The 20,186-nt window shown below is 58.7% G+C and carries 19 protein-coding genes; 7 read left to right on the top strand and 12 right to left on the bottom strand.

The window, feature by feature from the left end:
- Window positions 1–222 precede the first annotated feature (222 nt).
- On the top strand, window positions 223–438 hold the full coding sequence (locus tag B5F22_RS06200) for a cold-shock protein (protein ID WP_087232605.1): 216 nt from the start codon (window positions 223–225) through the stop codon (window positions 436–438).
- A gap of 88 nt (window positions 439–526) precedes the next feature.
- Here the strand turns inward: B5F22_RS06200 and B5F22_RS06205 are convergent, their stop codons facing one another.
- The 6 genes from B5F22_RS06205 to B5F22_RS06220 form a co-directional block, all read right to left on the bottom strand.
- Window positions 527–946 (bottom strand): protein-export chaperone SecB, encoded by a 420-nt coding sequence (locus B5F22_RS06205; RefSeq protein WP_158096635.1) that lies wholly within the window; start codon window positions 944–946, stop codon window positions 527–529.
- A gap of 14 nt (window positions 947–960) precedes the next feature.
- Window positions 961–1,209 carry a hypothetical protein gene (locus B5F22_RS12280; protein ID WP_158096636.1) on the bottom strand — a complete coding sequence of 83 codons (249 nt, stop codon included), beginning with the start codon at window positions 1,207–1,209 and terminating at the stop codon, window positions 961–963.
- On the bottom strand, window positions 1,160–1,699 hold the full coding sequence (locus tag B5F22_RS12005; RefSeq protein WP_087369875.1) for a hypothetical protein: 540 nt from the start codon (window positions 1,697–1,699) through the stop codon (window positions 1,160–1,162). Before B5F22_RS12005 ends, B5F22_RS12280 begins: the two co-directional genes overlap by 50 nt.
- 159 nt (window positions 1,700–1,858) lie before the next feature.
- On the bottom strand, window positions 1,859–2,065 hold the full coding sequence (locus B5F22_RS06210) for a DUF896 domain-containing protein (RefSeq protein WP_087391807.1): 207 nt from the start codon (window positions 2,063–2,065) through the stop codon (window positions 1,859–1,861).
- Between the two features lie 22 nt (window positions 2,066–2,087).
- On the bottom strand, window positions 2,088–2,879 hold the full coding sequence (locus B5F22_RS06215; RefSeq protein ID WP_087391809.1) for a YlmH/Sll1252 family protein: 792 nt from the start codon (window positions 2,877–2,879) through the stop codon (window positions 2,088–2,090).
- Entirely contained in the window at window positions 2,876–4,615 is a 1,740-nt protein-coding gene (locus B5F22_RS06220) for an ABC transporter ATP-binding protein (protein ID WP_087232688.1), read from the bottom strand. The genes B5F22_RS06215 and B5F22_RS06220 overlap by 4 nt, the downstream gene beginning before the upstream one ends.
- A 174-nt stretch (window positions 4,616–4,789) precedes the next feature.
- Here B5F22_RS06220 and ytvI point away from each other — a divergent pair, with 174 nt between their 5' ends.
- Complete coding sequence (gene ytvI, locus B5F22_RS06225; protein ID WP_158096637.1) at window positions 4,790–5,950, top strand: sporulation integral membrane protein YtvI; 1,161 nt, start codon at window positions 4,790–4,792, stop codon at window positions 5,948–5,950.
- A 63-nt stretch (window positions 5,951–6,013) separates the two neighbouring features.
- Here ytvI and B5F22_RS06230 read toward each other — a convergent pair whose 3' ends face one another.
- Window positions 6,014–6,361 carry an AraC family transcriptional regulator gene (locus B5F22_RS06230; RefSeq protein ID WP_242955068.1) on the bottom strand — a complete coding sequence of 116 codons (348 nt, stop codon included), beginning with the start codon at window positions 6,359–6,361 and terminating at the stop codon, window positions 6,014–6,016.
- Between the two features lie 404 nt (window positions 6,362–6,765).
- Between B5F22_RS06230 and B5F22_RS06235 the strand changes: the two genes are divergently transcribed.
- Window positions 6,766–8,205: a trypsin-like peptidase domain-containing protein gene (locus B5F22_RS06235; protein ID WP_158096638.1), complete on the top strand. Its 1,440-nt coding sequence runs from the start codon at window positions 6,766–6,768 to the stop codon at window positions 8,203–8,205.
- Between the two features lie 899 nt (window positions 8,206–9,104).
- On the opposite strand, the gene eno is transcribed toward B5F22_RS06235, so the two are convergent.
- From eno to B5F22_RS06260, 5 genes are all read right to left on the bottom strand, one after another.
- Window positions 9,105–10,406 (bottom strand): phosphopyruvate hydratase, encoded by a 1,302-nt coding sequence (gene eno, locus B5F22_RS06240; RefSeq protein WP_087369863.1) that lies wholly within the window; start codon window positions 10,404–10,406, stop codon window positions 9,105–9,107.
- A gap of 93 nt (window positions 10,407–10,499) precedes the next feature.
- Window positions 10,500–12,023, bottom strand: a complete 1,524-nt coding sequence (gpmI, locus tag B5F22_RS06245; protein ID WP_087391817.1) for a 2,3-bisphosphoglycerate-independent phosphoglycerate mutase — start codon at window positions 12,021–12,023, stop codon at window positions 10,500–10,502.
- 330 nt (window positions 12,024–12,353) lie between these two features.
- Window positions 12,354–13,130, bottom strand: coding sequence for a triose-phosphate isomerase (gene tpiA, locus B5F22_RS06250; protein ID WP_087232630.1), 777 nt, complete (start codon window positions 13,128–13,130; stop codon window positions 12,354–12,356).
- A 473-nt stretch (window positions 13,131–13,603) separates the two neighbouring features.
- The gene (locus tag B5F22_RS06255; RefSeq protein ID WP_087391819.1) at window positions 13,604–14,797 is read right to left on the bottom strand and encodes a phosphoglycerate kinase; all 1,194 of its coding nucleotides are present in this window, start codon (window positions 14,795–14,797) and stop codon (window positions 13,604–13,606) included.
- Between the two features lie 454 nt (window positions 14,798–15,251).
- Window positions 15,252–15,740, bottom strand: a complete 489-nt coding sequence (locus B5F22_RS06260; RefSeq protein WP_204210533.1) for a tRNA (cytidine(34)-2'-O)-methyltransferase — start codon at window positions 15,738–15,740, stop codon at window positions 15,252–15,254.
- A 348-nt stretch (window positions 15,741–16,088) separates the two neighbouring features.
- Here B5F22_RS06260 and B5F22_RS06265 point away from each other — a divergent pair, with 348 nt between their 5' ends.
- The 4 genes from B5F22_RS06265 (at window position 16,089) to B5F22_RS06280 (ending at window position 20,104) form a co-directional block, all read left to right on the top strand.
- On the top strand, window positions 16,089–16,589 hold the full coding sequence (locus B5F22_RS06265; RefSeq protein ID WP_087391821.1) for a DUF4358 domain-containing protein: 501 nt from the start codon (window positions 16,089–16,091) through the stop codon (window positions 16,587–16,589).
- A 151-nt stretch (window positions 16,590–16,740) separates the two neighbouring features.
- Window positions 16,741–18,141 carry an MBOAT family protein gene (locus B5F22_RS06270; protein ID WP_087391822.1) on the top strand — a complete coding sequence of 467 codons (1,401 nt, stop codon included), beginning with the start codon at window positions 16,741–16,743 and terminating at the stop codon, window positions 18,139–18,141.
- 14 nt (window positions 18,142–18,155) lie between these two features.
- The gene (locus B5F22_RS06275; protein ID WP_087391824.1) at window positions 18,156–19,271 is read left to right on the top strand and encodes a DHHW family protein; all 1,116 of its coding nucleotides are present in this window, start codon (window positions 18,156–18,158) and stop codon (window positions 19,269–19,271) included.
- Between the two features lie 314 nt (window positions 19,272–19,585).
- Complete coding sequence (locus B5F22_RS06280; RefSeq protein WP_087391826.1) at window positions 19,586–20,104, top strand: HAMP domain-containing sensor histidine kinase; 519 nt, start codon at window positions 19,586–19,588, stop codon at window positions 20,102–20,104.
- The last annotated feature ends 82 nt before the right edge of the window (window positions 20,105–20,186 follow it).

Genomic DNA, 20,186 nt, shown 5'->3' on the forward strand with positions numbered 1-20,186 from the left:
TACTGATGGGGAAGGGAAATGTCAACACCCCGGAGGGGGAGAATGTTGGGGCGGGACAGACAGGGTGCGACAGGAAAATTCTTGACACCTCTGGGGAGGCAATGCTATAATAATCACGTTGTTTTGATGTATGAACTGTTGCGCCCACCCTTTTCGTACATGAAAGGGTTGGGCTTCTCTTTTGCCTCAAAACCGCAATTTTTGATTCAGGAGGAATCCCACATGACCGGTATTGTCAAATGGTTCAACGCTGAGAAGGGCTATGGCTTCATCACCCCCGACGACGGCAGCGAGGACGTGTTCGTGCACTTCTCCGCCATCGTGGCTGAGGGCTACAAGAAGCTGCTGGAGGGCCAGAAGGTCACTTTCGAGACCGAGCCCGATCCCCGCGGCGCTAAGGGCGTGCGTGCTACCAACGTGGTGGCCGTGGCCGAGTAATAAAACCCAAAAAATTGCCGTCTGCTCACGCCGAGCAGACGGCAATTTTTAGTTTGCAAATAAAATTTTGAAGAGAAATAAATGAACATCAAGATTCTTTTTGCACCAGCTCATCGATCAGAGCGTTAATGTTCAAAGCGGGGAGGACCACAGGTTCCATCCCGGGCTGTGCGGTGAGCAATGTGAAGGCAGAGCGCACGTAGGGGAACAGGATGGCAACGGTATTTTTCTTTAGAATCGTCTCAGTCCGGATATCATCGTCCTGAATCTCACACAGTGCGCTGATTTGCACATGGGACTGAAACTCACCTGGCCGATCAGCGTGTACGCTTAGAGAGACCTGGTATTGATTGTCAGATTGCTTATTGATTGCCGTCCCTACTGTGACCTTTACATCCTGTTGGGAAGCATGGGGAAATCCGGTGCGTACAAACTCCAGGTGATCAAAAAAGACCTGTTTCAAATGCAACACACTTTGAGAATTTTGAATTGACGTCTCGTGATTCATATAAGCTCCTCGCTTTACGCAGCAATCCAGAGCATGTCCGCATGCTGTTGATAGGGATAATTTTGAGTGCTGGAACATAAGTGCTCAACTGCCAAAGCATGTGTAACCTCTTCGCAATCGGACATGGAGAGGGGGACAAAATGAAATGCACACGGAGTTGGATCAACAGGAATCCCGGATTCCTCCATAGCCGAGCGAATAGCGGCTTCCAAATCATGTGAACTCATAGATTTCAGGCGGGATAAGGCCAAATCCAGATTCATCACACGACACCTCCTTATATTCTGATACAGACATAATAATACCATGGTCAGAGACACAAATTTGTCGTTGTGCGCAGGGAAAGCGAGTTGGCTCGGGGGTGGAGTGATTTGGGAAAAAGGTTTTTGTAATCATTCCTATTTCAGGCATCAATTTACGCACTAGGTTACAGGTGAAATTCCATCGTTTCTCTTTGGAATAGGAGGAAAACTCCACAATCCCCAGAGAAAGGCCCAGCTCATTTGCATGTTCTAACGCTGTTTTCACAAACAGATTCACTTTTGCTAGGGTAGAGGGGTCATCTAAATCCAGCAGTTGCTCCTGACGATATTCCAGAATTGCCTGTAAAATAACTGTCTCGCAATTTGCAAAACGAGCGTGGGAACACCACCACTTAGCGTGCCCGGCGTAGGCGAAAAAATATACACCAGTACCTAGCCATTCATTGTTCTTTGTGCTGTTGCGAAAGTGGTTTTGAGATAAGATGTCCATGGCATTGGCCTTGGTTGTGCCGTGATACCCTTCTATCCTATTCCTTGTCACAGTATCTCCCACACAATCTTAAAACAGAGTGATAACTTACTAAGTCGATTATAGCATAATTAGGGAAAAATGCAACAAAGGAAATGCACAGAGGGGTGTCGTCATAGCTCACTTTTTCTTGGGCAGCTTCACTTTGTTGCCCTTCTCGTCCACCAGATAGGTGTTCTCCAGGTTTCCCACCAAGCTGGCCTTCACGCTGTCGATGTACTCTTTCCGCAGGGCCGCCCGTTCCTCCAGCTCTTCAGGAGACAGGGCCTCTCCGGCCTTGACCCGGCGGGCAAATTCGTTGATGCGGGCAATCTTTTCTTCCGTCATAGAGGGTGTTCCTCCTTCGATATTATACATAGCGGTGCAAGGTGAGGATGATCCGTCCCTTCCGGGACTGGCCCCCCACCTGAGCTAACACACATTTACCCAGCCCCCGGCAGGTGAGCACGTCCCCCTCTTCCACCAGACGGTCGGTTTTCAGGCACTCCAGGTGGTTCACCGACACCCGTCCGGTGGTGATGAGCTGGGACGCCTTGGACCGGGACAGGGAGAACCCGGAGGCCACCACGGCGTCCAGCCGCAGGGTGGCCACGGTGTCGTGGATCTCCTTCACGGTCTGGGGGGCGGGGGAGAGCTGGGACAGGGGGATCTCCTGGAGCTTCAGGGGGTATCGCCCCGCCTGGGAAAACTGGGAGAGCACAATGGGCAGGGCCTCCCGTAGGCACACGATCTGGGCCTCATGGTCCCCCATGAGAATGTCCCCCAGCTTCTCCCGGGTGATGCCGATGCCCATGAGGCCGCCCAGAATGTCCCGGTGGGTGAGGTCTGCTTGGCGGGGGAAGGCGGCGGACACCGCCGCCAGCTCCTCCTCGGCCACGTAGTCCTCCGCCTCCTGCCAGTGGGGGAGAAAGACACACACGGTGCGCTCGGCGTCCTCGTAGCCCCCGCAGAACCGATGCTTGGGGTGGCCGCAGGCGTCCAGCAGCAGCTCCACGCTGGCCCGCAGGGCGGGGGAGAGAAACTGGGTGGCGCAGGGGATGGACCGGGTGTCGGCCCGCTGCATCTGGTCCAGGACCCGGGCCAGCTGGGTGCGCTGCTCCCCGTCCTTGGCGAATTTGTTTAATAGTTCGGTCTTGTTCATACGGATACACTCTTCTGGGCGTTGTACAGCTGGGCGTACTCCCCGCCGCTCTGGAGCAGCTCCTGGTGGGTGCCCTCCTCCACAATCCGGTTGTCATCCACCACAATGATGCGGTGGGCGTTGCGGATGGTGGACAGGCGGTGGGCAATGATGAGGGTGGTGCGGCCCTTTGCCAACTCGTCAAAGGCGCTTTGGATGCGGGCCTCGGTCACCGAGTCCAGGGCAGAGGTGGCCTCATCCAGGATGAGGATGGGGGGATTTTTCAGGAAAATCCGGGCAATGGACACCCGCTGCTTCTGGCCACCGGAGAGCATGACCCCCCGCTCACCCACGTAGGTCTGGAAGCCGTCGGGCATGGCCATGATGTCGTCGTAGATTTCCGCCCGCTTTGCCGCCTCCATGATCTCCTCCTGGGTGGCGTCGGGCTTGCCGTAGCGGATGTTGTCGTAGATGGTGCCGGCAAAGAGAAACACGTCCTGCTGGACGATGCCGATGTTCTGGCGCAGGGACTGCTGGGTGAGGTGGCGCACGTCCATGCCGTCCACCAGAATGCGGCCCCCGGTGACGTCATAGAAGCGGGGGATGAGCTGGCACAGGGTGGACTTGCCGCCCCCGGAGGGGCCCACCACTGCCACCGTCTCCCCCTGGGGGATGTGAATGGACACGTGGTCCAGCACGGTCTCCCCGTCCTCGTAGGAGAAGGACACGTCATCCACCAGAATGTCGCCCTTGGCGGTGTCCATGTCCACGGCGTCGGGGGCGTCCTGCACCGCAGGCTCCACCCGCATCAGCTCCACAAACCGCTTGAAGCCTGCCATGCCGTTGAGGAACTGCTCCACAAAGGCGGCCAGCTTGCGCACGGGGGTGAGGAAGGTGGAGATATACAGAGCGAAGGTAATGAGGTCAATGTAGTTCATCTCACCCTGGAGGATGAACCAGCCGCCAGCGGTGATGGTGAGCACGTTCATGGCGGGCAGGGCGAACTCCAGCCCCGCCATATAGGTGGCCATGGCCTTGTAGTAGTCCCGCTTGGCCCCCTTGAACTGGTTGTTGGACTGCTGGAACTTCCGATTCTCCTGCTCCTCGTTGGCAAAGGCCTTGGCGGTGCGCATGCCGGAGATGGAGGACTCCAGCTGGCCGTTGATGCCCGCCATGTTCTGCTTGACCTGCACCGAGGCCTTCATCATCCGCCGACGCTGGAAGATGGTGAAGATCACAAACAGGGGCACCACGGCAAAGACGATGAGGGCCAGCTTCCACTGGATGGTGAGCATCAGGCAGAAGGCGCCGCCCAAGGTAATCACTGAGATGAACAGGTCCTCGGGACCGTGGTGGGCCAGCTCGGTGATCTCGAACAGGTCGGTGGTGGCCCGGCTCATCAGTTGGCCCGTGCGGTTTTTGTCATAGAAGGAGAAGGACAGATTTTGCATGTGTCCAAACAGGTCCCGGCGGATATCCGCCTCAATGAGCACGCCCATCATATGGCCCAGATAGGTGACGATGTAGTACATCCCCGCCCGGAGCAGATAGGCCGCCAGCAGACAGCCCATGACCCCGAAGAAGGCCCCAAACAGGTTCTGGGGCAGCAGCTCCTGCATGGACAGCCGGGACAGGTAGGGGAAAGCCAGGTCGATCAGGGCGATGCCCAACGCACAGGCCATATCCAGCAAAAACAGGTGCAGGTGTGGCTTGTAGTAGGACAAAAAGATAGACACATGGCTTCTCTGAAATTTCATACGATCCACGATCATTCCTCCCATTAAAATCATATTAAATTAGTATACCTGAGGGGTTTGGGGTTGTCAATGCGGCGGACTGGGAGTATAATCATGACTTGCAAGGTAAAATTTGTGCAACCGTGATCAAATGGGCTCGGACGGACGGCGGGCCTGTGGAGAGGAGTGGTGTGTTTGGAACCCATTCAACTGACCTGGAAGCAGCGGGGGGAACTGTGGCTGCGTTTGGGCGTGCGGGCTGTGCTGTTGGTGCTGGCCCTGCTGGCCCTGCGTTTTGGCGTGCTGCCGCTGCTGTCGTGGCTGAGCCCCTTTGTGCTGGCCCTGGTTCTTTCCTGGATGCTCAATCCCCTGGTGCGCTGGCTGCAAAAGAAGCTGTCCATCTCCCGGGGTATCATCACCATGACGCTGCTCATAGTGGTATTCGGCCTGGTGGGCGGTGCGCTGTGGGCGCTGACCTGGATGGCTGTGGACCAGGTGCAGGCCCTGTTCCAGAACTGGGGCGGCATTGTGGACAGCGTGCTCACCAACCTGGACGAGGTGGTGGACTGGCTGGGCGGCTTCGGGGACCTGCTCCCCGGGGGAGCCTACAACGCCGGAGAGCGGCTGGCCCAGCTGGTGGAGACCTGGGTGCGGGACATTGACGTGTCCGGCTGGCTGAAGGTGGTGGCGGACCGGGCCCCCTCCCTGGTGGGCCAGGTGTCCTCCTTTGTGGTGGCCACCATCGTGTTTTTGATGGCCACTTACTTCATCACCGCCGACTATCCCCGGCTGCGGTTTTTCATCACCGACCGGGTGCCCGCCCCCGCCCGCAGCTTCTGCGGTGAGGTGCGGCGCATCTTCATGGAGGCCTTCGGCGGCTATCTGAAGAGCCAGCTGATTATCTCCTTTGTGGTGTTTCTCATCCTCTCCCTGGGCTTTTTCTTCATCGGGCAGTCCTACGGCCTGTTGCTGGCCCTGGGCTTTGCGGTGCTGGACTTCATCCCCATCATCGGCTCCGGCACCATCATGGTGCCCTGGGCGGTGGTGGATATCATCACCGGAAACTACACCCACGCCGCCCAGCTCATGATCATCTGGGGCATCATCGCCCTGTTCCGCCGCCTGGGCGAGCCCAAGATTCTGGGCGATCAGACGGGGCTGTCCCCCATCCTCTCCCTGGTGGGCATCTATGTGGGTATGCTCCTGGGGGGCGTGCTGGGCATGATCGTGGGCCCGCTGCTGCTGCTGGTGTTTATCAACCTGACCAAGCTGGGCATCTTTTCCCCCGTCATGGCAGACCTGTCCGCCGCCGCCTCGGACGTGGCCGCCATCCTGAAAAGCGGACACCGGAAATAAGAGAACAAATACTGCAACCAGACTCCCAAGTTCGGAGGAGGGTTGCAGTATTTTTTGCCCTTTTTAGGAATTTGATTCGGGGCTCTGGTGGGTGAGCCGGTATTGGCTGGGGGTCTGGCCCTTCTTGCGGCGGAACAGGCGGGAGAAGTACAGGGAGTCCTCATACCCCACAGAGCGGGCAATGTTGGTGATGGTCAAATCCGAATGGGTCAGCAGGGTGCAGGCCTGGCGGATGCGCACGTCCAGCAGATAGGCCTGGGGGGACATGCCCACCATGGAGTTGAACAGCCGATACAGATAGGTGCGCTCCAGGCCCAGCCAGTTGGCCAGGTCCTGGATGGTGACGGCCTCGCTGTAATTGGCCTCGATGTACTTCAAGGCCTCCTCCACATAGGAGATAAGGTACCACAAGGGCCTGTTGCAGCATCGCTGCAACAGGCCCTTTAGACGCTCAAAAACCCATATGTCAATGGAAGAAGGACAGATTATCTTGCAACGTTAAAAAAGCCCTCGGCAGAGTTTTTCCATCCGCAGATGGAAAAATAAATTGAAATCTGTTTTTTTCGGGGACATGCGCATCGAAAAAAACACTTCTCAGCCCGCCAGTGTGGAATCGGGTCGCCCTTTGACCCGATTATGCATGCAGCGGGCTGCATCCCCTCGAAAAAATGCTTGCATTTTTGAGAAGTAGCATTGCTGCAACAGGCCCTTGCCAATTTTTTGCGTTTGTTTATAATCAATTTGAATTCATGTCACAATCTGGACATAATTATTTAGTACCCTTTGCTCAGATCAAAAAACAAGGAGCGATCCATATGTTTGAAGAAAATAATAACAACCAGAACGGCTTCGACAACGGGTTCCAGCCTTTGGATTCCAACGGCTTTAACGGTGAGAATCAGAACCCCAACTTCGCTCAGGGCAGCGGCCCCAATGACGACGGAGCTTACAGATATAGCTGGACGCCCAACGGCGAGAACAACGATACCGGTTCCAACTTCCACGTCAACCCCGCCCCCAAGCCCCCCAAGAAGAAGGGCGCCAGCCGGGCGGTGGCTCTGGTCCTGTGCTGTGCCCTGGTGGGCGGCGGCGCTGGTCTGGGCGGCGCTGCCCTCTATGACAGACTGGGTGGCGGCAGCTCCGATGGCACCACCATCTACCAGAACACCACCCAGGGCACCCAGGTGAATGTGCAGCAGGCGGACGGGGTCAAGGAGATGACCCTGGAGGAGATCTACGCCTCCTACGCCGACTCCTGCGTCAACGTCACCTGCCAAGTGACGGTGCAGCAGGGCTGGCAGCAGTACACCGGCACCTCCAGCGGCTCCGGCTTCATCCTCTCCGAGGACGGCTACATTGTCACCAACTACCACGTCATTGACGGGGCCAACGCCATCAAGGTGACCTTGAACAACGGCGAGGAGTACGACGCCACCCTCATCGGCGGCGAGGAGACCAACGACGTGGCCGTGCTGAAGATGGACGGCATCAGTGGCCTGAAGCCTGTGGTGCTGGGCGACTCCGACTCCCTGGTGGTGGGCCAGCAGGTGTCCACCATCGGCAACGCTCTGGGCACCCTGTCCTTCTCTCAGACCTCCGGTCATGTCTCCGGTGTGGGCCGCTCCGTGACCATGAGCGACGGCACCATTATCAACATGATTCAGACCGACTGTGTCATCAACTCCGGTAACTCCGGTGGCCCCCTGTTTGACCAGTATGGCCGTGTGGTGGGCATCACCTCTGCCAAGTACTCCAACAACGGCGACACCAGTTCCGCCTCCATTGAGGGCATCGGCTTTGCCATCCCCATCAACGATGTCATTGATATGATCCAGGACTTCATCCAGTACGGCTATGTCACCGGACGTCCCTCCATGGGCATCACCGCCGTGGAAGTCACCGAGGACTACGCCAAGGCCTTCGGCTGGCCCTCCGGTGTGTACGTCAATGCCGTCAATGAGGGTTCCTGTTCCGAGACCGCAGGCCTGAAGCAGGGCGATATCATCACCAAGCTGGGCGACACCGCTGTGACCACCGTGGCCGAGCTCAACGCCGCCAAGAACCAGTTCAAGGCCGGTGAGAGCACCACCCTGGAGGTGTACCGGGCCGGCGAGACCCTGACCCTCAACATCACCTTCGACGAGGAGAAGAACAACACCCAGAACAGCCAGACCCAGCAGGACCCCGCCCCCCAGCAGACTACCAGCATGCAGGACGGCTACTTCGATCCCTGGGACTACTACTTCGGCCACTAATCCGACACATCAAAACAGCAGCGAGAGGTTCCTCTCGCTGCTGTTTTTTTATCTCTGTAACATGGCCAGCTCTGCTTCCGCTTCCCGCCGATTGTCGGCGGAGAAGCAGAATTCTCCGTTGAAAAATACTTCTACATGACCTCTGACATACTCCAGCTCATACATGGCGGGACACTTCCTTTCAAGCCTGGGTTCAGGCGTTCTTCTTTGATGATGAAAGTGTACCACAGAGAAAGTCCAATAAATAGGACTTTATTGCGCAGGAGGGGAGGGAGGCAGAACGAAAAATGAATAATGAAGAATGTATAATGAATAATTATGGTGTGCCTGCGGCACGGATTTTCATATGCAGGGTGTAGGGGAGGGGCTTGCCCCTCCCGAATGTCTCAGGGCAAAGCCAGGGAAGCAGCGGGCCGGGCAAGCCCGGCCCCTACGACGTTCTACCAGGGGGGCGGTGGTGTCACCCGGCGGTGGCTAAGACACCGCTCTGCCAGAGTAGGCCCGGACGTAGGCACCGCCTAGCCGTAGGGCCAGCTGCCCAGAGTGGCCTGGGTTGGTGGCAGTGACAGGAGAATAGCAGGAGTGACGGGCCGAAAAGCAACTGGACGCAGTTCCAGCCTGGTACCCCAGGGAGGTCCTTAGGGGGGAAAGCCCTAAGCGATTCTTTGGTGACTTTCTCATCGGGGAGAAAGTCACCCTGCGGAGCAAAGCCAGGCTTGCAAGCCTGCGCCGGCAAACGATGAACGGTGAAAGCCCCCAGCGGGTAGCCTCCCCACCAGGCTGGCTACCCTGAAACTAGGCTATGTAGAAGGTGAGTCCCTCTGCCTACGCCACAAAAGCACAAGCCCCTGGCTCTCGTGAGAGAGTCAGGGGCTTGTTTGTCATTGAAGTATGACCGATTAGCGCAGGTTGAAGAAAGCATCGCGGCCCAGGTACTGAGCGGCATCGCCCAGCTCCTCCTCGATGCGGAGCAGCTGATTGTACTTGGCAACACGGTCGGTGCGGCTGGGAGCGCCGGTCTTGATCTGGCCAGCGTTGAGAGCCACGGAGATGTCAGCGATGGTGGTGTCCTCGGTCTCGCCGGAACGGTGAGAGACGACGGCGGTGTAGCCAGCGCGGTTAGCCATCTGGATGGCGTCCAGGGTCTCGGTCAGGGTGCCGATCTGGTTGACCTTGATCAGGATGGCGTTGGCAACCTTCTTCTCAATGCCGGTGGACAGACGGGACACGTTGGTCACGAACAGGTCGTCGCCAACCAGCTGGACGCGGTCGCCGATGGCCTTGGTGAGCATGCCCCAGCCTTCCCAGTCGTTCTCGCCCATGCCGTCCTCCAGGGAGATGATGGGGTAGTTGTCGGCGAACTTCTTCCACATGTTGACCATCTGCTGCTTGGTCATGGTCTTCTTGGCCTTGGGCAGGTCGTAGCAGCCGGTCTCCTCGTTGTACCACTCGGACACGGCGGCGTCGATGGCGATCATGAAGTCCTCGCCGGGCTTGTAGCCGGCCTTCTCGATGGCCTGGACGATCACCTTCAGAGCGTCCTCGTCCTTCTTCAGGTTGGGAGCGTAGCCGCCCTCGTCACCCACGCCAGCGGCGGGAGTGCCATTCTCCTTCAGAACGGTCTTCAGGGTGTGGAACACCTCGGCGCAGCGGCGCAGAGCCTCACGGAAGGAGGGAGCGGACACGGGCATGATCATGAACTCCTGGATGTCCACGTTGTTGGTGGCGTGAGCGCCGCCGTTGAGGATGTTCATCATGGGCATGGGCAGGATCTTGGCGTTCACGCCGCCAATGTAGTTGTACAGGCTGGTGCCCAGGGACTGAGCAGCGGCCTTAGCGCAGGCCAGAGAAGCGCCCAGGATGGCGTTGGCGCCCAGACGGGTCTTGTTGGGGGTGCCGTCCAGGTCGATCATGGTCTTATCAATGGCGGGCTGATCCAGAACGTTCATGCCGATCAGAGCCTCAGCGATCTCGGTGTTGACGTTGGCAACAGCCTTCTCCACACCCTTGCCCATGTAGCGGCTCTTGTCGCCGTCACGCAGCTCGCAGGCCTCGTAGATACCAGTGGAAGCGCCGGAGGGCACAGCAGCACGGCCCACGGTGCCATCGTCCAGGGTCACCTCAACCTCAACGGTGGGGTTGCCGCGGGAGTCCAGAATTTCGCGAGCGACGACGTCAACGATTTCGATCATGTTTTTCATGGGAATCAATCTCCTTTCAAATCGTAGAGAATGTTATCTTCAGGTGGACAGGTCCAGGCGGGCCTGTCCACCGGATAACCACAAAAGTGGTGCTTAGTGGACGATCAGGGTCTCACCGGTCATCTCTTCGGGTTTGCTGAGGCCCATGAGGTCCAGCATGGTGGGAGCCAGGTCGGCCAGGCGGCCGTCACGCAGCTTCACGTCCGCACCCACCAGGCAGCAGGGCACCAGGTTGGTGGTGTGGGCAGTGAAGGGGGTGCCGTCCTCGGACAGCATGTGCTCGGCGTTGCCGTGGTCGGCGGTGATGATGGACACGCCGCCCATGGCAGCAGTGGCAGCCACAACCTTGGCCACGCCAGCGTCCACGGCCTCGGCGGCCTTCACAGCGGCGTCAAACACACCGGTGTGGCCCACCATGTCGCAGTTGGCGTAGTTGAGGATGATGACATCATACTTGCCGCTCTCGATGCGCTTGACGCACTCCTCGGTGACCTCAGCAGCGCTCATCTCGGGCTGCAGGTCGTAGGTAGCAACCTTGGGGGAGGGGATCAGGCAGCGATCCTCGCCGGGGAAGGTCTGCTCCACGCCGCCGTTGAAGAAGAAGGTGACGTGAGCGTACTTCTCGGTCTCAGCAATGCGCAGCTGGGTGCGGCCCATGCGGGAGATATACTCACCGAAGATGTTGGACAGCTTCTCACGGGGGTAGGCCACCACCACGTTGGGCATGGTGGCGTCATACTCGGTGGTGCACACGTACTGCACGTGGAAGAAGCCCTTCTTGCGCTCAAAGCCGGTGAACTCGGGGTCCACGAAGCTGCGGGTGATCTCACGAGCGCGGTCAGGACGGTAGTTGTAGAAGATGATGGAGTCGCCCTCGCCGATCTCGGCGCCCTTGGTGCACACCACGGGCTCCATGAACTCGTCGGTGACGCCCTTATCATAGGACTCCTGCACAGCCTGAGCGGCATCGGCGCAGAAGGGAGCCTCACCGTAGACCATGGCCTGATAGGCGCGCTCCACGCGCTCCCAGCGGTTGTCACGGTCCATGGCGTAGAAGCGGCCCATGACGGTGGCGATCTGGCCCACGCCCAGCTCCTTCATCTTGGCCTGGAGCTGCTCGACGTAGCTCTTGCCGGAGGAGGGGGGCACGTCACGGCCGTCCAGGAAGCAGTGGACATAGACCTTGGTCAGGCCACGCTCCTTGGCCATCTTCAGCAGAGCGAAGAGGTGGGTGATGTGGGAGTGCACGCCGCCGTCGCTGAGCAGGCCGTACAGGTGCAGGGCAGTGCCCTTCTCCTTGCAGGCGTCCATGGCACCCACGTAGGCAGCGTTCTGGAAGAAGGTACCCTTCTCAATGTCCAGAGAGATGCGGGGCAGGTCCTGGAACACCACGCGGCCAGCGCCGATGTTGGTGTGGCCCACCTCGCTGTTGCCCATCTGTCCGTCGGGCAGGCCCACGTCCAGGCCGGAGGCGGACAGGCGGCAATGGGGATTCTCAGCGAAGATCTTGTCCAGGTTGGGGGTCTTGGCGGCGGCAATGGCGTTGTCTCCGGGCTTGTTCTGGCAGGAGGAGATGCCGAAGCCGTCCATGATGATGAGAGTAGTAGGAGTTTTCATGACTAAGCCTCACAATATCAAAGTGTTTGGCTATGCGCCTATCCGCACGCTTCTTGTTGTCACGTTCGGATTGGACGCATGGCCGGGCCTCTAAGCCCGCCGACTCCGGGCAAACCCGGTGCGGTCAGTGCGCCGCCCCTGGGCTTTGCCCATCCGCTCTGGGCTTAGCGACCCTATGCGTCTATCCTTACGCTTCCTGTTGTCACGCTCGGATTGGACGCATGGCCGGGCCTCTAAGCCCGACGACTCCGGGCAAACCCAGAACGGAAGGTACACCGTTCTTGGGCTTTGCCCATCCGCTCTGTCCTTAGCGGCCCTATGCGTCTATCCTTACGCTTCCTGGTTAGCAGCGTTGATGATAGCCATGAAGTCGTCGGGCTTCAGGGCAGCGCCGCCGATGAGGCCGCCGTCGATGTCGGGCTGAGCCAGCAGCTCAGCGGCATTCTTGGCGTTCATGGAGCCACCGTACTGGATGGTGACGGCACGGGCCACGCGGGCGCCGTACAGCTTGCGGATCACGCCACGGATGTGGGAGCACACAGCGCCAGCCTGCTCGGCAGTGGCGGTCTTGCCGGTGCCGATGGCCCAGATGGGCTCGTAGGCGATGACCACGCGGCGCACCTGGCTCTCAGTCAGGCCAGCCAGAGCGATCTTCACCTGATAGGTGATCAGCTCCTCGGTGACGTCCAGCTCGCGCTGCTCCAGGCTCTCGCCCACGCACACGATGGGACGCAGACCGGCCTCCAGGGCGGCGTGGACCTTCTTGTTGACGGTCAGGTCGGTCTCGTTGTAGTACTGACGGCGCTCGGAGTGGCCGATGATGACGTACTTAGCGCCCACTTCCTTGAGCATCTCCACGGTGACCTCACCGGTGAAAGCACCGGAGGCCTCGTAGTGGCAGTTCTCGCCGCCGATGGCCAGACGGGTGTCCTTGAACAGCTTCACGGCGCCGGGGATGTTCACAGCGGGAACACACAGCACCACTTCGCACCACTTGTGCTTGCCCAGCTGGGGCTTGATGGCCTCGGCGTAGGCGCGGGTCTCGGACAGGGTCTTGTTCATCTTCCAGTTGCCGGCGATGATGGTCTTACGATATTTCAGGTTCATAAGATTGAGTCGTCCTTTCTGTATAGGGGTGGGGCATATGGGGATCACGCTCGGATTGGACGCATGGCCGGGCCTCTAAGCCCGCCGACTCCGGGCAAACCCGGGGCGGCAGGTGTGCCACCCCTGGGCTTTGCCCATCCGCACGGGGCTTAGCGGCCCTATGCGTCTATCCTCACGCTTCTTGTTGTCACGCTCGGATTGGACGCATGGCCGGGTCACTAAACCCGCCGACTTCGGGCAAACCCGGGGCGGTAAGTGCGCCACCCCTGGGCTTTGCCCATCCGCTTTGGTCTTAGCGGCCCTATGCGTCTATCCTCAACGCTTCTTTTGTCACGCTCGGATTGGACGCATGGCCGGGCCACTAAGCCCGCCGACTCCGGGCAAACCCGGGGTGGTAAGTGCGCCACCCCTGGGCTTTGCCCATCCGCTCTGGTCTTAGCGGCCCTATGCGTCTATCCTCAACGCTTCGTTAATTACTTGTCCAGCAGGCAGGCCACACCGGGCAGCTCCTTGCCTTCCAGGAACTCCAGGGAGGCGCCGCCGCCGGTGGAGATGTGGGTCATCTTGTCGGCGAAGCCCAGCTGAGCCACAGCAGCAGCGGAGTCGCCGCCGCCCACGATGGTGATGGCGTTGGTCTCGGCCAGAGCCTTGGCCAGAGCGCGGGTGCCCTCAGCGAAAGCGGGGAACTCGAACACGCCCATGGGGCCGTTCCAGATCACGGTGCCGGCGTCCTTCACGGCGTCGGAGAACAGAGCGATGGTCTTGGGGCCGATGTCCATGCCCATGCGGTCGTCGGGAATGGCCATGGTGTCCACCAGCTCGGGAGTGGCGTCAGCGGAGAACTCAGCAGCGCACAGAGTGTCCACGGGCAGCAGGAACTTCACGCCCTTCTCCTTGGCCTTGGTCATCATCTCCTTGCAGTAGTCCAGACGGTCCTCCTCCAGCAGGGAGGTGCCCACGGTGCCGCCCATAGCCTTGATGAAGGTGTAGGCCATGCCGCCGCCGATGATGATGGTGTCAGCGATGTCCAGCAGGTTGTTGATGACGCCGATCTTGGAAGAGACCTTGGCGCCGCCCAGAATGGCAACCAGGGGACGCTTGGGGTTGGCCAGAGCGCCGCCCATGATCTCCAGCTCCTTCTCGATCAGGAAGCCGGACACGGCGGGCAGGTAAGCGGCCACGCCAGCGGTGGAGGCGTGAGCGCGGTGCACGGTGCCGAAGGCGTCGGACACGTACAGATCAGCCATATCAGCCAGAGCCTTAGCGAACTCAGGATCGTTCTTCTCCTCGCGGATGTCGAAGCGCAGGTTCTCCAGCAGCATGATCTGACCGGGCTGGAGAGCAGCGGCCTTGGCCTTGGCGTCCTCACCGATGGTGTCGTTGGCGAAGATGACCTCACAGCCCAGCAGCTCGCTCAGGCGCTTGGCAACAGGAGCCAGAGTCAGGGACTCCTTCCGCTCGCCCTTGGGCTTGCCCAGGTGAGAGCAGGCGATGACAGCAGCGCCCTGCTCCAGCAGGTACTTCAGAGTGGGCAGAGCAGCCACGATACGCTTGTCGTCAGTAATGGCACCGGTGGCCTTGTCCTGGGGGACGTTGAAGTCGCAGCGGCACAGCACCTTTTTGCCCTTTACATCCAGATCCTTGACAGTCTTTTTGTTGTAGTTCATGTTCAGGCTCCTTTCAAAGTAACAGGGAAAATATTACCTTAATGGTATATAAAATTGGGTTGCAGGGTGGGGGACACCCTGCGCTTTCGCAATCCCATTGCGAACAAAAATCATCCGTCCTCAGCCATACTGCCTGTCCCAGACAGACCAGGGAAGCCCTGCTGTTTCAGGCTACCCCCACAAAACCTGTTTTGTTGGGACCCCCGAGGATTTTATATGCGCAGGCCGGAAGTGAATTCCGTCCTGCTCCGCCGCACCAGCGGCGGCCCGCCGGGGGCGGGCTTACTCGGCCTGGGACATCGAGCCTTTCCCGGACAAGCCGGGAAAGCCTTGCTGTTTCAGGCTACCCCCACAAAACCTGTTTTGTGGGGACCCCCGAGGATTTTATATGCGCAGGCCGGAAGTGAATTCCGTCCTGCTCCGCCGCACCAGCGGCGGCCCGCCGGGGGCGGGCTCACTCGGCCTTGGCCATCGAGCCTTTCCCGGACAAGCCGGGAAAGCCTTGCTGTTTCAAGGCCTCGTAGGTGAGGATGGCCACCGAGTTGGACAGGTTCAGGCTTCTGGCATCCTCCCGCATGGGGATGCGGATGCAGCGGTCCCGGTAGCGCTCCCGCAGCCACTGGGGCAGTCCGGCGGTCTCTTTGCCGAAAAACAGCCAACAACCGTCGGAAAAGGACACATCAGAGTAGTCCCGGGGCGCTTTTGTGGTGGCCAGCCACAGCTCGGGCTGGGGATGTTGGGAGAAAAAGTCGTCCAAATCGCGGTATACCGTCAACTCCACCATAGGCCAGTAATCCAGTCCGGCCCGGCGCACGGCTTTTTCACTGATGTCGAATCCCAGAGGTTCGATCAAATGCAAATGGCAGCGGGTGGCTGCACAAGTGCGAGCGATATTTCCGCAATTCTGTGGAATTTCAGGTTCCACCAAAACAATATTGACCATAATCTCCTCCTTCAACCATGGACATTATATTCGTTTATGAACCAAATTACAAGAGAAAAAATGGGGAAAACAGCAAAAAAAATAACTTTTTTTCGAGCCAAAGAAAAAACTATGAAAATCGCATAAAATAGTGGATTTTTTAACAATACATATTTTAACTATTGATAAAATTTAACAAAAATATAGATTTTACATCTTGCAAGATACTTACTGAAAATGGAAAGTGAAAAATTTTGTGCAGATAGGGAACTTTTGGCTTACCTCATGCGTCCAAGTGTACGGCGAGGACAGGGAGGCCTGACCCGCCAGAGAAATTAAGAAACCATATAAAGTAAGGAGAACTGCAACATGTTGAAGAAGATCGTGACGCTTGCCATGGCCGCCATGATGGCCGTCGCCCTGGTTGCCTGCGGCAACACCGCCAGCCAGCCCACCGCCACTCCCGAGCCCGTGGACCTGGCCGCCTTTGCGGAGAAGTACGTCTCCGAGCAGCTGATGCCCCCCCTGCTGGACACCAACGAGGACATGGGCAAGCAGATTCTGGACACCAGCTACGCCGGCCTGAGCGACCTGGACCTGGAGCAGTGCCTGCCCTACGTGTCCATGATGAGCATCAACAACACCGAGATGGTGCTGGTGCAGACCAGGAACGCCGATGACGTGGCCAAGGTCAAGGAGATCTTCCAGGCCCGCATTGACAACATGCTCAACGGCGGCACCTTCTACCCTGAGACCATTGAGATCTGGCAGAACAACGCCGAGATCGTGGAGAAGGGCAACTATGTGGCCCTGGTGGTCAGCACTGACAAGGACGCCATCGTGGAGGCGTTCAACGGCCTGTTTGCCTAATTGTTCCGGTCAACCGCCTGTTGCGCCCTCACAATTTGAGCATTTGGCAGAATTTTAGCCAGGCTACCCAACAGGCCCACACGGGGTGTTGCATTTGGCAGCACCCCGTGTTACCTTATAAAGAGCGATTTTGTCAACTGAGGTGACTGCCGTGGTATTCTCTACCCCTTATTTTTTGTTCTTATATCTGCCCATGGTGCTGCTTTTGTACTATATTTCTCCTTTGAAGTGGAGAAATCTGGTGCTGATGGTGGTAAACCTGATTTTTTACGGCTGGGGCGAGCCGGTGTATATCATCATCATGCTGGTCAACATCACCGCCAACTATGTATTTGGCCTGGTGGTGACCCGATGCAAACAAAGGGAAAACCAGCGGGGGGCCAAGATTGCTGTGGCTCTTTCCGTGGTGTTCAACCTGGCTTTGCTGGGCTTTTTCAAGTACTGGGACTTTATTGCCGGGTCTCTGGCCAGTCTGGGGCTGGACGTGATGCCCCAGCTGGGGCTGGAGCTGCCCATCGGCATCTCCTTCTATACCTTCCAGACCATGAGCTACACCATCGATGTGTACCGGGGGGACTCCCGGGTGCAGAAGAACCTCATCACCTTTGGCACCTTCGTCACCTTGTTTCCACAGCTCATTGCCGGGCCTATTCTCCAGTACAAGGACTTGGATGCCCAGCTGGAGCAGCGGGACCACACCGTGGAGCGGTTTGCCCTGGGTGTGCAGCGGTTTTGCGTGGGCCTGGCCAAGAAGGTGCTGCTGGCCAACAACCTGGGCAAGCTGTGGGACGTGTATCTGGCCACACCGGGGGCGGAGCTGACCACCCTGGGAGCATGGCTGGGCATTGTTGCCTTCTCTCTCCAGCTGTACTTTGACTTCTCCGGGTATTCGGACATGGCCATCGGCCTGGGTCGGATGCTGGGCTTTGAGTTTATGGAGAACTTCAACTACCCCTATATCTCCAAATCCGCCACCGAGTTCTGGCGGCGGTGGCACATTTCCCTGGGCAACTGGTTCCGGGATTATCTGTATATCCCCCTGGGCGGCAACCGGGTGGGCAAGGGCCGATTGATGTTCAACCTGCTCATCGTGTGGGCCGCCACCGGCATCTGGCACGGAGCCAGCTGGAACTTCCTCATCTGGGGTCTGTACTATTTCGTCTTCATCATGCTGGAAAAGCTGTGGCTGGGCAAGTACCTGAAAAAAGCCCCCGCCGCACTGGCGCACCTCTACGGGATCTTCATCGTGGTGGTGGGCTGGGCCATCTTCGCCGTGGAGGACTTCACCGCCATGGGCCTCTATCTCAAGGCCATGTTCGGTATCGGCGTGAGTCTGGTGAATGGGGATGCCCTGTACTACCTCTTCAACTACCTGCCCATGCTGGTGGTCGCCTGTGTGGCCGCCACTCCCTTGGCTTCCAAGGTGTGGCACAAGATTCCCGCCAAGGTGTGGAAGCCCGCCCTGCCGGTGCTGGTGTGCCTGGCCCTTGTGGTGGCCACTGCCTATCTGGTGGACGGCACCTACAACCCCTTCCTCTATTTCCGATTCTAAGGAGGTGAACCGCTGTGAGTAAAAAGTATGCTGCATTCATTACCGCTCTCTTCTGCGTGTTCATCTTTGGCTTTGGGGCCGCGCTGCTGATTTCCCCCGACCGGGACTTTTCCCAGCAGGAGAACCGCTATCTGGCCAAGTTCGAGGCCCCCACATTGTCCACCTTGAAGTCCGGCGAGTTTATGAAGGACTTTGAGCAGTACGTCATCGACCAGTTCCCCCTGCGGGACGGCTGGATTCAGCTCAAGGCCTGGTGCGAGCGGCTGGTGGGCAAGCAGGAGAACAACGGGGTCTACCTGGGCACCGATGGCCAGACCCTCTTTGCCCAGTACACCAAGCCATCGGAGGACGACCTGGCCCGTCGGGTGGGCTACGTCAACCAGCTGGGGGCCAACGTGGACGTGCCCGTGTACTTCGCCCTCATCCCCGACAAGAGCTACGTGTGGGCGGACCGCCTGCCCCACCGGGCACCCCTGGTGGACGACGGGTCCACCATTCAGGAGTCCATGGACCTCACCGGGGAGGACGTGACGGACATTGACCTGCGGGATGCCTTCAGCGGGGACGATGTGTTCTACCGCACCGACCACCACTGGAGCCTCTTCGGAGCCTTCCAGGGCTATGAGGCCCTGAACCAGGCCATGGGGGTGGAGACGGTGACCCCGGAAGGGGAGCCCACCCGAGTGAGCGACTCTTTCTACGGCACCACCTACTCCTCCAGCGGAGCGGGCTGGGTGAAACCAGACGAGATCTACACCTGGGTCAGCGAAGAGGGCATCACCGTGACGGCCTATCCCAAGGGCCAGCCTGAGCGCGGGGTGCTGTACGACAAGAGTTATTTGGAGAAAAAGGACAAGTACTCCATGTTCCTGGGGGGCAACAAGCCTTTGGCCGTGTTGGAAAATCCCCAGGCAATGGGCGGCAAGCTGCTGGTGATTCGGGACTCCTACTCCGACGCTCTGGCCCCCTTCCTGGCCCAGAGCTGGCAGGAAGTGCACCTGTTTGACGTGCGCTACAACCTCAACTCGGTGCAGCAGTACGTGGAGGAGAACCACATCGACCAGGTGTTGGTGCTCTTCTCCGCCTCCAACTTCTCCACCGAGTCCAACCTCTTTGTCATGGGCCGCTAAAAACCCCATAGAATTGTCTGACGCACAGTCCGCCATTTTGGACTGTGCGTCAGTGTTTTGATATATGAGAGAACACCCCGGGTCAGGGTGGCGGTCACAGCTGGTGTTGGCACATCCGCAGCAGCTGCCACGGCGTGGATGCTGTGCGCGGTTCCGGGATGATTGTGCCAAAAAGATACCATGCATCTCTGAAGCCACCCTGAAAAGATGGTGTTTCACCTGTAAATGATCTGTGAACATCCGCCCTTTCAGCTACCTTTCAGGTTGGAGGAGTAGTATACTGTAGAGACAGTGTAACAGGTATATGGAGGGGTATGCGCACCCTGCTGGAGCAGATGCTGGAGCTGGCCAAGGGGGACCACCAAGAGAGCCAGGCCCAGTATGAGGACGTGGACCTGGGCGAGCTGGTGGACCAGGAGACCATGAGCTATGAGGTGGTCTTTTTTGAGCAGGGCTTGGCCCTGGACAGTCGGGAGGAGGAGCACGTCACCGTGCGGGGCAACCAGGTGGAGCTGCGCCAGGTGGTGGACATCCTCCTGGACAACGCCAGAAAATACTCCAACCCCGGAGGCAAGACGGTGGTGGAATTGCGCCGAGAGGGGCGGCGGAAGTGCGTGTTGTCTGTGGCCAATCCCGGCCCCGAGATTCCGCCGGAGGATTTGGCCCACATCTTCCAGCGCTTCTACCGCATCGACCGGGCCCGCACCCGCACCGGCAGCTTCGGCCTGGGGCTGGCCATCGCCCAGAGCATTGTCCTGCGCCACGGGGGACGCATCTGGGCCACCAGCAAGCACGGGGTGAACACCTTTTCGGTGGAGCTGCCCATGGCATAAGAACTTACAAGGGTCCGTTGCAAAATGAGGCCATAAAAACGAGCGAGGTTTGGAGCCCGAAAGGGTTTCCAAACCTCGCTCG

Origin of the sequence: Pseudoflavonifractor sp. An187 (genome assembly GCF_002160275.1) — a bacterium.
In the GTDB taxonomy this organism is placed as follows: domain Bacteria; phylum Bacillota; class Clostridia; order Oscillospirales; family Oscillospiraceae; genus Enterenecus; species Enterenecus faecium.

What these genes read in the sequence shown, in the direction of transcription:
- gpmI (WP_087391817.1), bottom strand. Translation starts at nt 12,023, where the DNA reads ATGAAAACTCCTACTACTCTCATCATCATGGACGGCTTCGGCATCTCC.
- B5F22_RS06205 (WP_158096635.1), bottom strand. Translation starts at nt 946, where the DNA reads ATGAATCACGAGACGTCAATTCAAAATTCTCAAAGTGTGTTGCATTTG.
- eno (WP_087369863.1), bottom strand. Translation starts at nt 10,406, where the DNA reads ATGAAAAACATGATCGAAATCGTTGACGTCGTCGCTCGCGAAATTCTG.
- B5F22_RS06280 (WP_087391826.1), top strand. Translation starts at nt 19,586, where the DNA reads ATGCGCACCCTGCTGGAGCAGATGCTGGAGCTGGCCAAGGGGGACCAC.
- B5F22_RS06200 (WP_087232605.1), top strand. Translation starts at nt 223, where the DNA reads ATGACCGGTATTGTCAAATGGTTCAACGCTGAGAAGGGCTATGGCTTC.
- B5F22_RS12280 (WP_158096636.1), bottom strand. Translation starts at nt 1,209, where the DNA reads ATGAATCTGGATTTGGCCTTATCCCGCCTGAAATCTATGAGTTCACAT.
- B5F22_RS06220 (WP_087232688.1), bottom strand. Translation starts at nt 4,615, where the DNA reads ATGAAATTTCAGAGAAGCCATGTGTCTATCTTTTTGTCCTACTACAAG.
- B5F22_RS12005 (WP_087369875.1), bottom strand. Translation starts at nt 1,699, where the DNA reads ATGGACATCTTATCTCAAAACCACTTTCGCAACAGCACAAAGAACAAT.
- B5F22_RS06210 (WP_087391807.1), bottom strand. Translation starts at nt 2,065, where the DNA reads ATGACGGAAGAAAAGATTGCCCGCATCAACGAATTTGCCCGCCGGGTC.
- B5F22_RS06215 (WP_087391809.1), bottom strand. Translation starts at nt 2,879, where the DNA reads ATGAACAAGACCGAACTATTAAACAAATTCGCCAAGGACGGGGAGCAG.
- B5F22_RS06265 (WP_087391821.1), top strand. Translation starts at nt 16,089, where the DNA reads ATGTTGAAGAAGATCGTGACGCTTGCCATGGCCGCCATGATGGCCGTC.
- B5F22_RS06255 (WP_087391819.1), bottom strand. Translation starts at nt 14,797, where the DNA reads ATGAACTACAACAAAAAGACTGTCAAGGATCTGGATGTAAAGGGCAAA.
- tpiA (WP_087232630.1), bottom strand. Translation starts at nt 13,130, where the DNA reads ATGAACCTGAAATATCGTAAGACCATCATCGCCGGCAACTGGAAGATG.
- B5F22_RS06260 (WP_204210533.1), bottom strand. Translation starts at nt 15,740, where the DNA reads ATGGTCAATATTGTTTTGGTGGAACCTGAAATTCCACAGAATTGCGGA.
- B5F22_RS06235 (WP_158096638.1), top strand. Translation starts at nt 6,766, where the DNA reads ATGTTTGAAGAAAATAATAACAACCAGAACGGCTTCGACAACGGGTTC.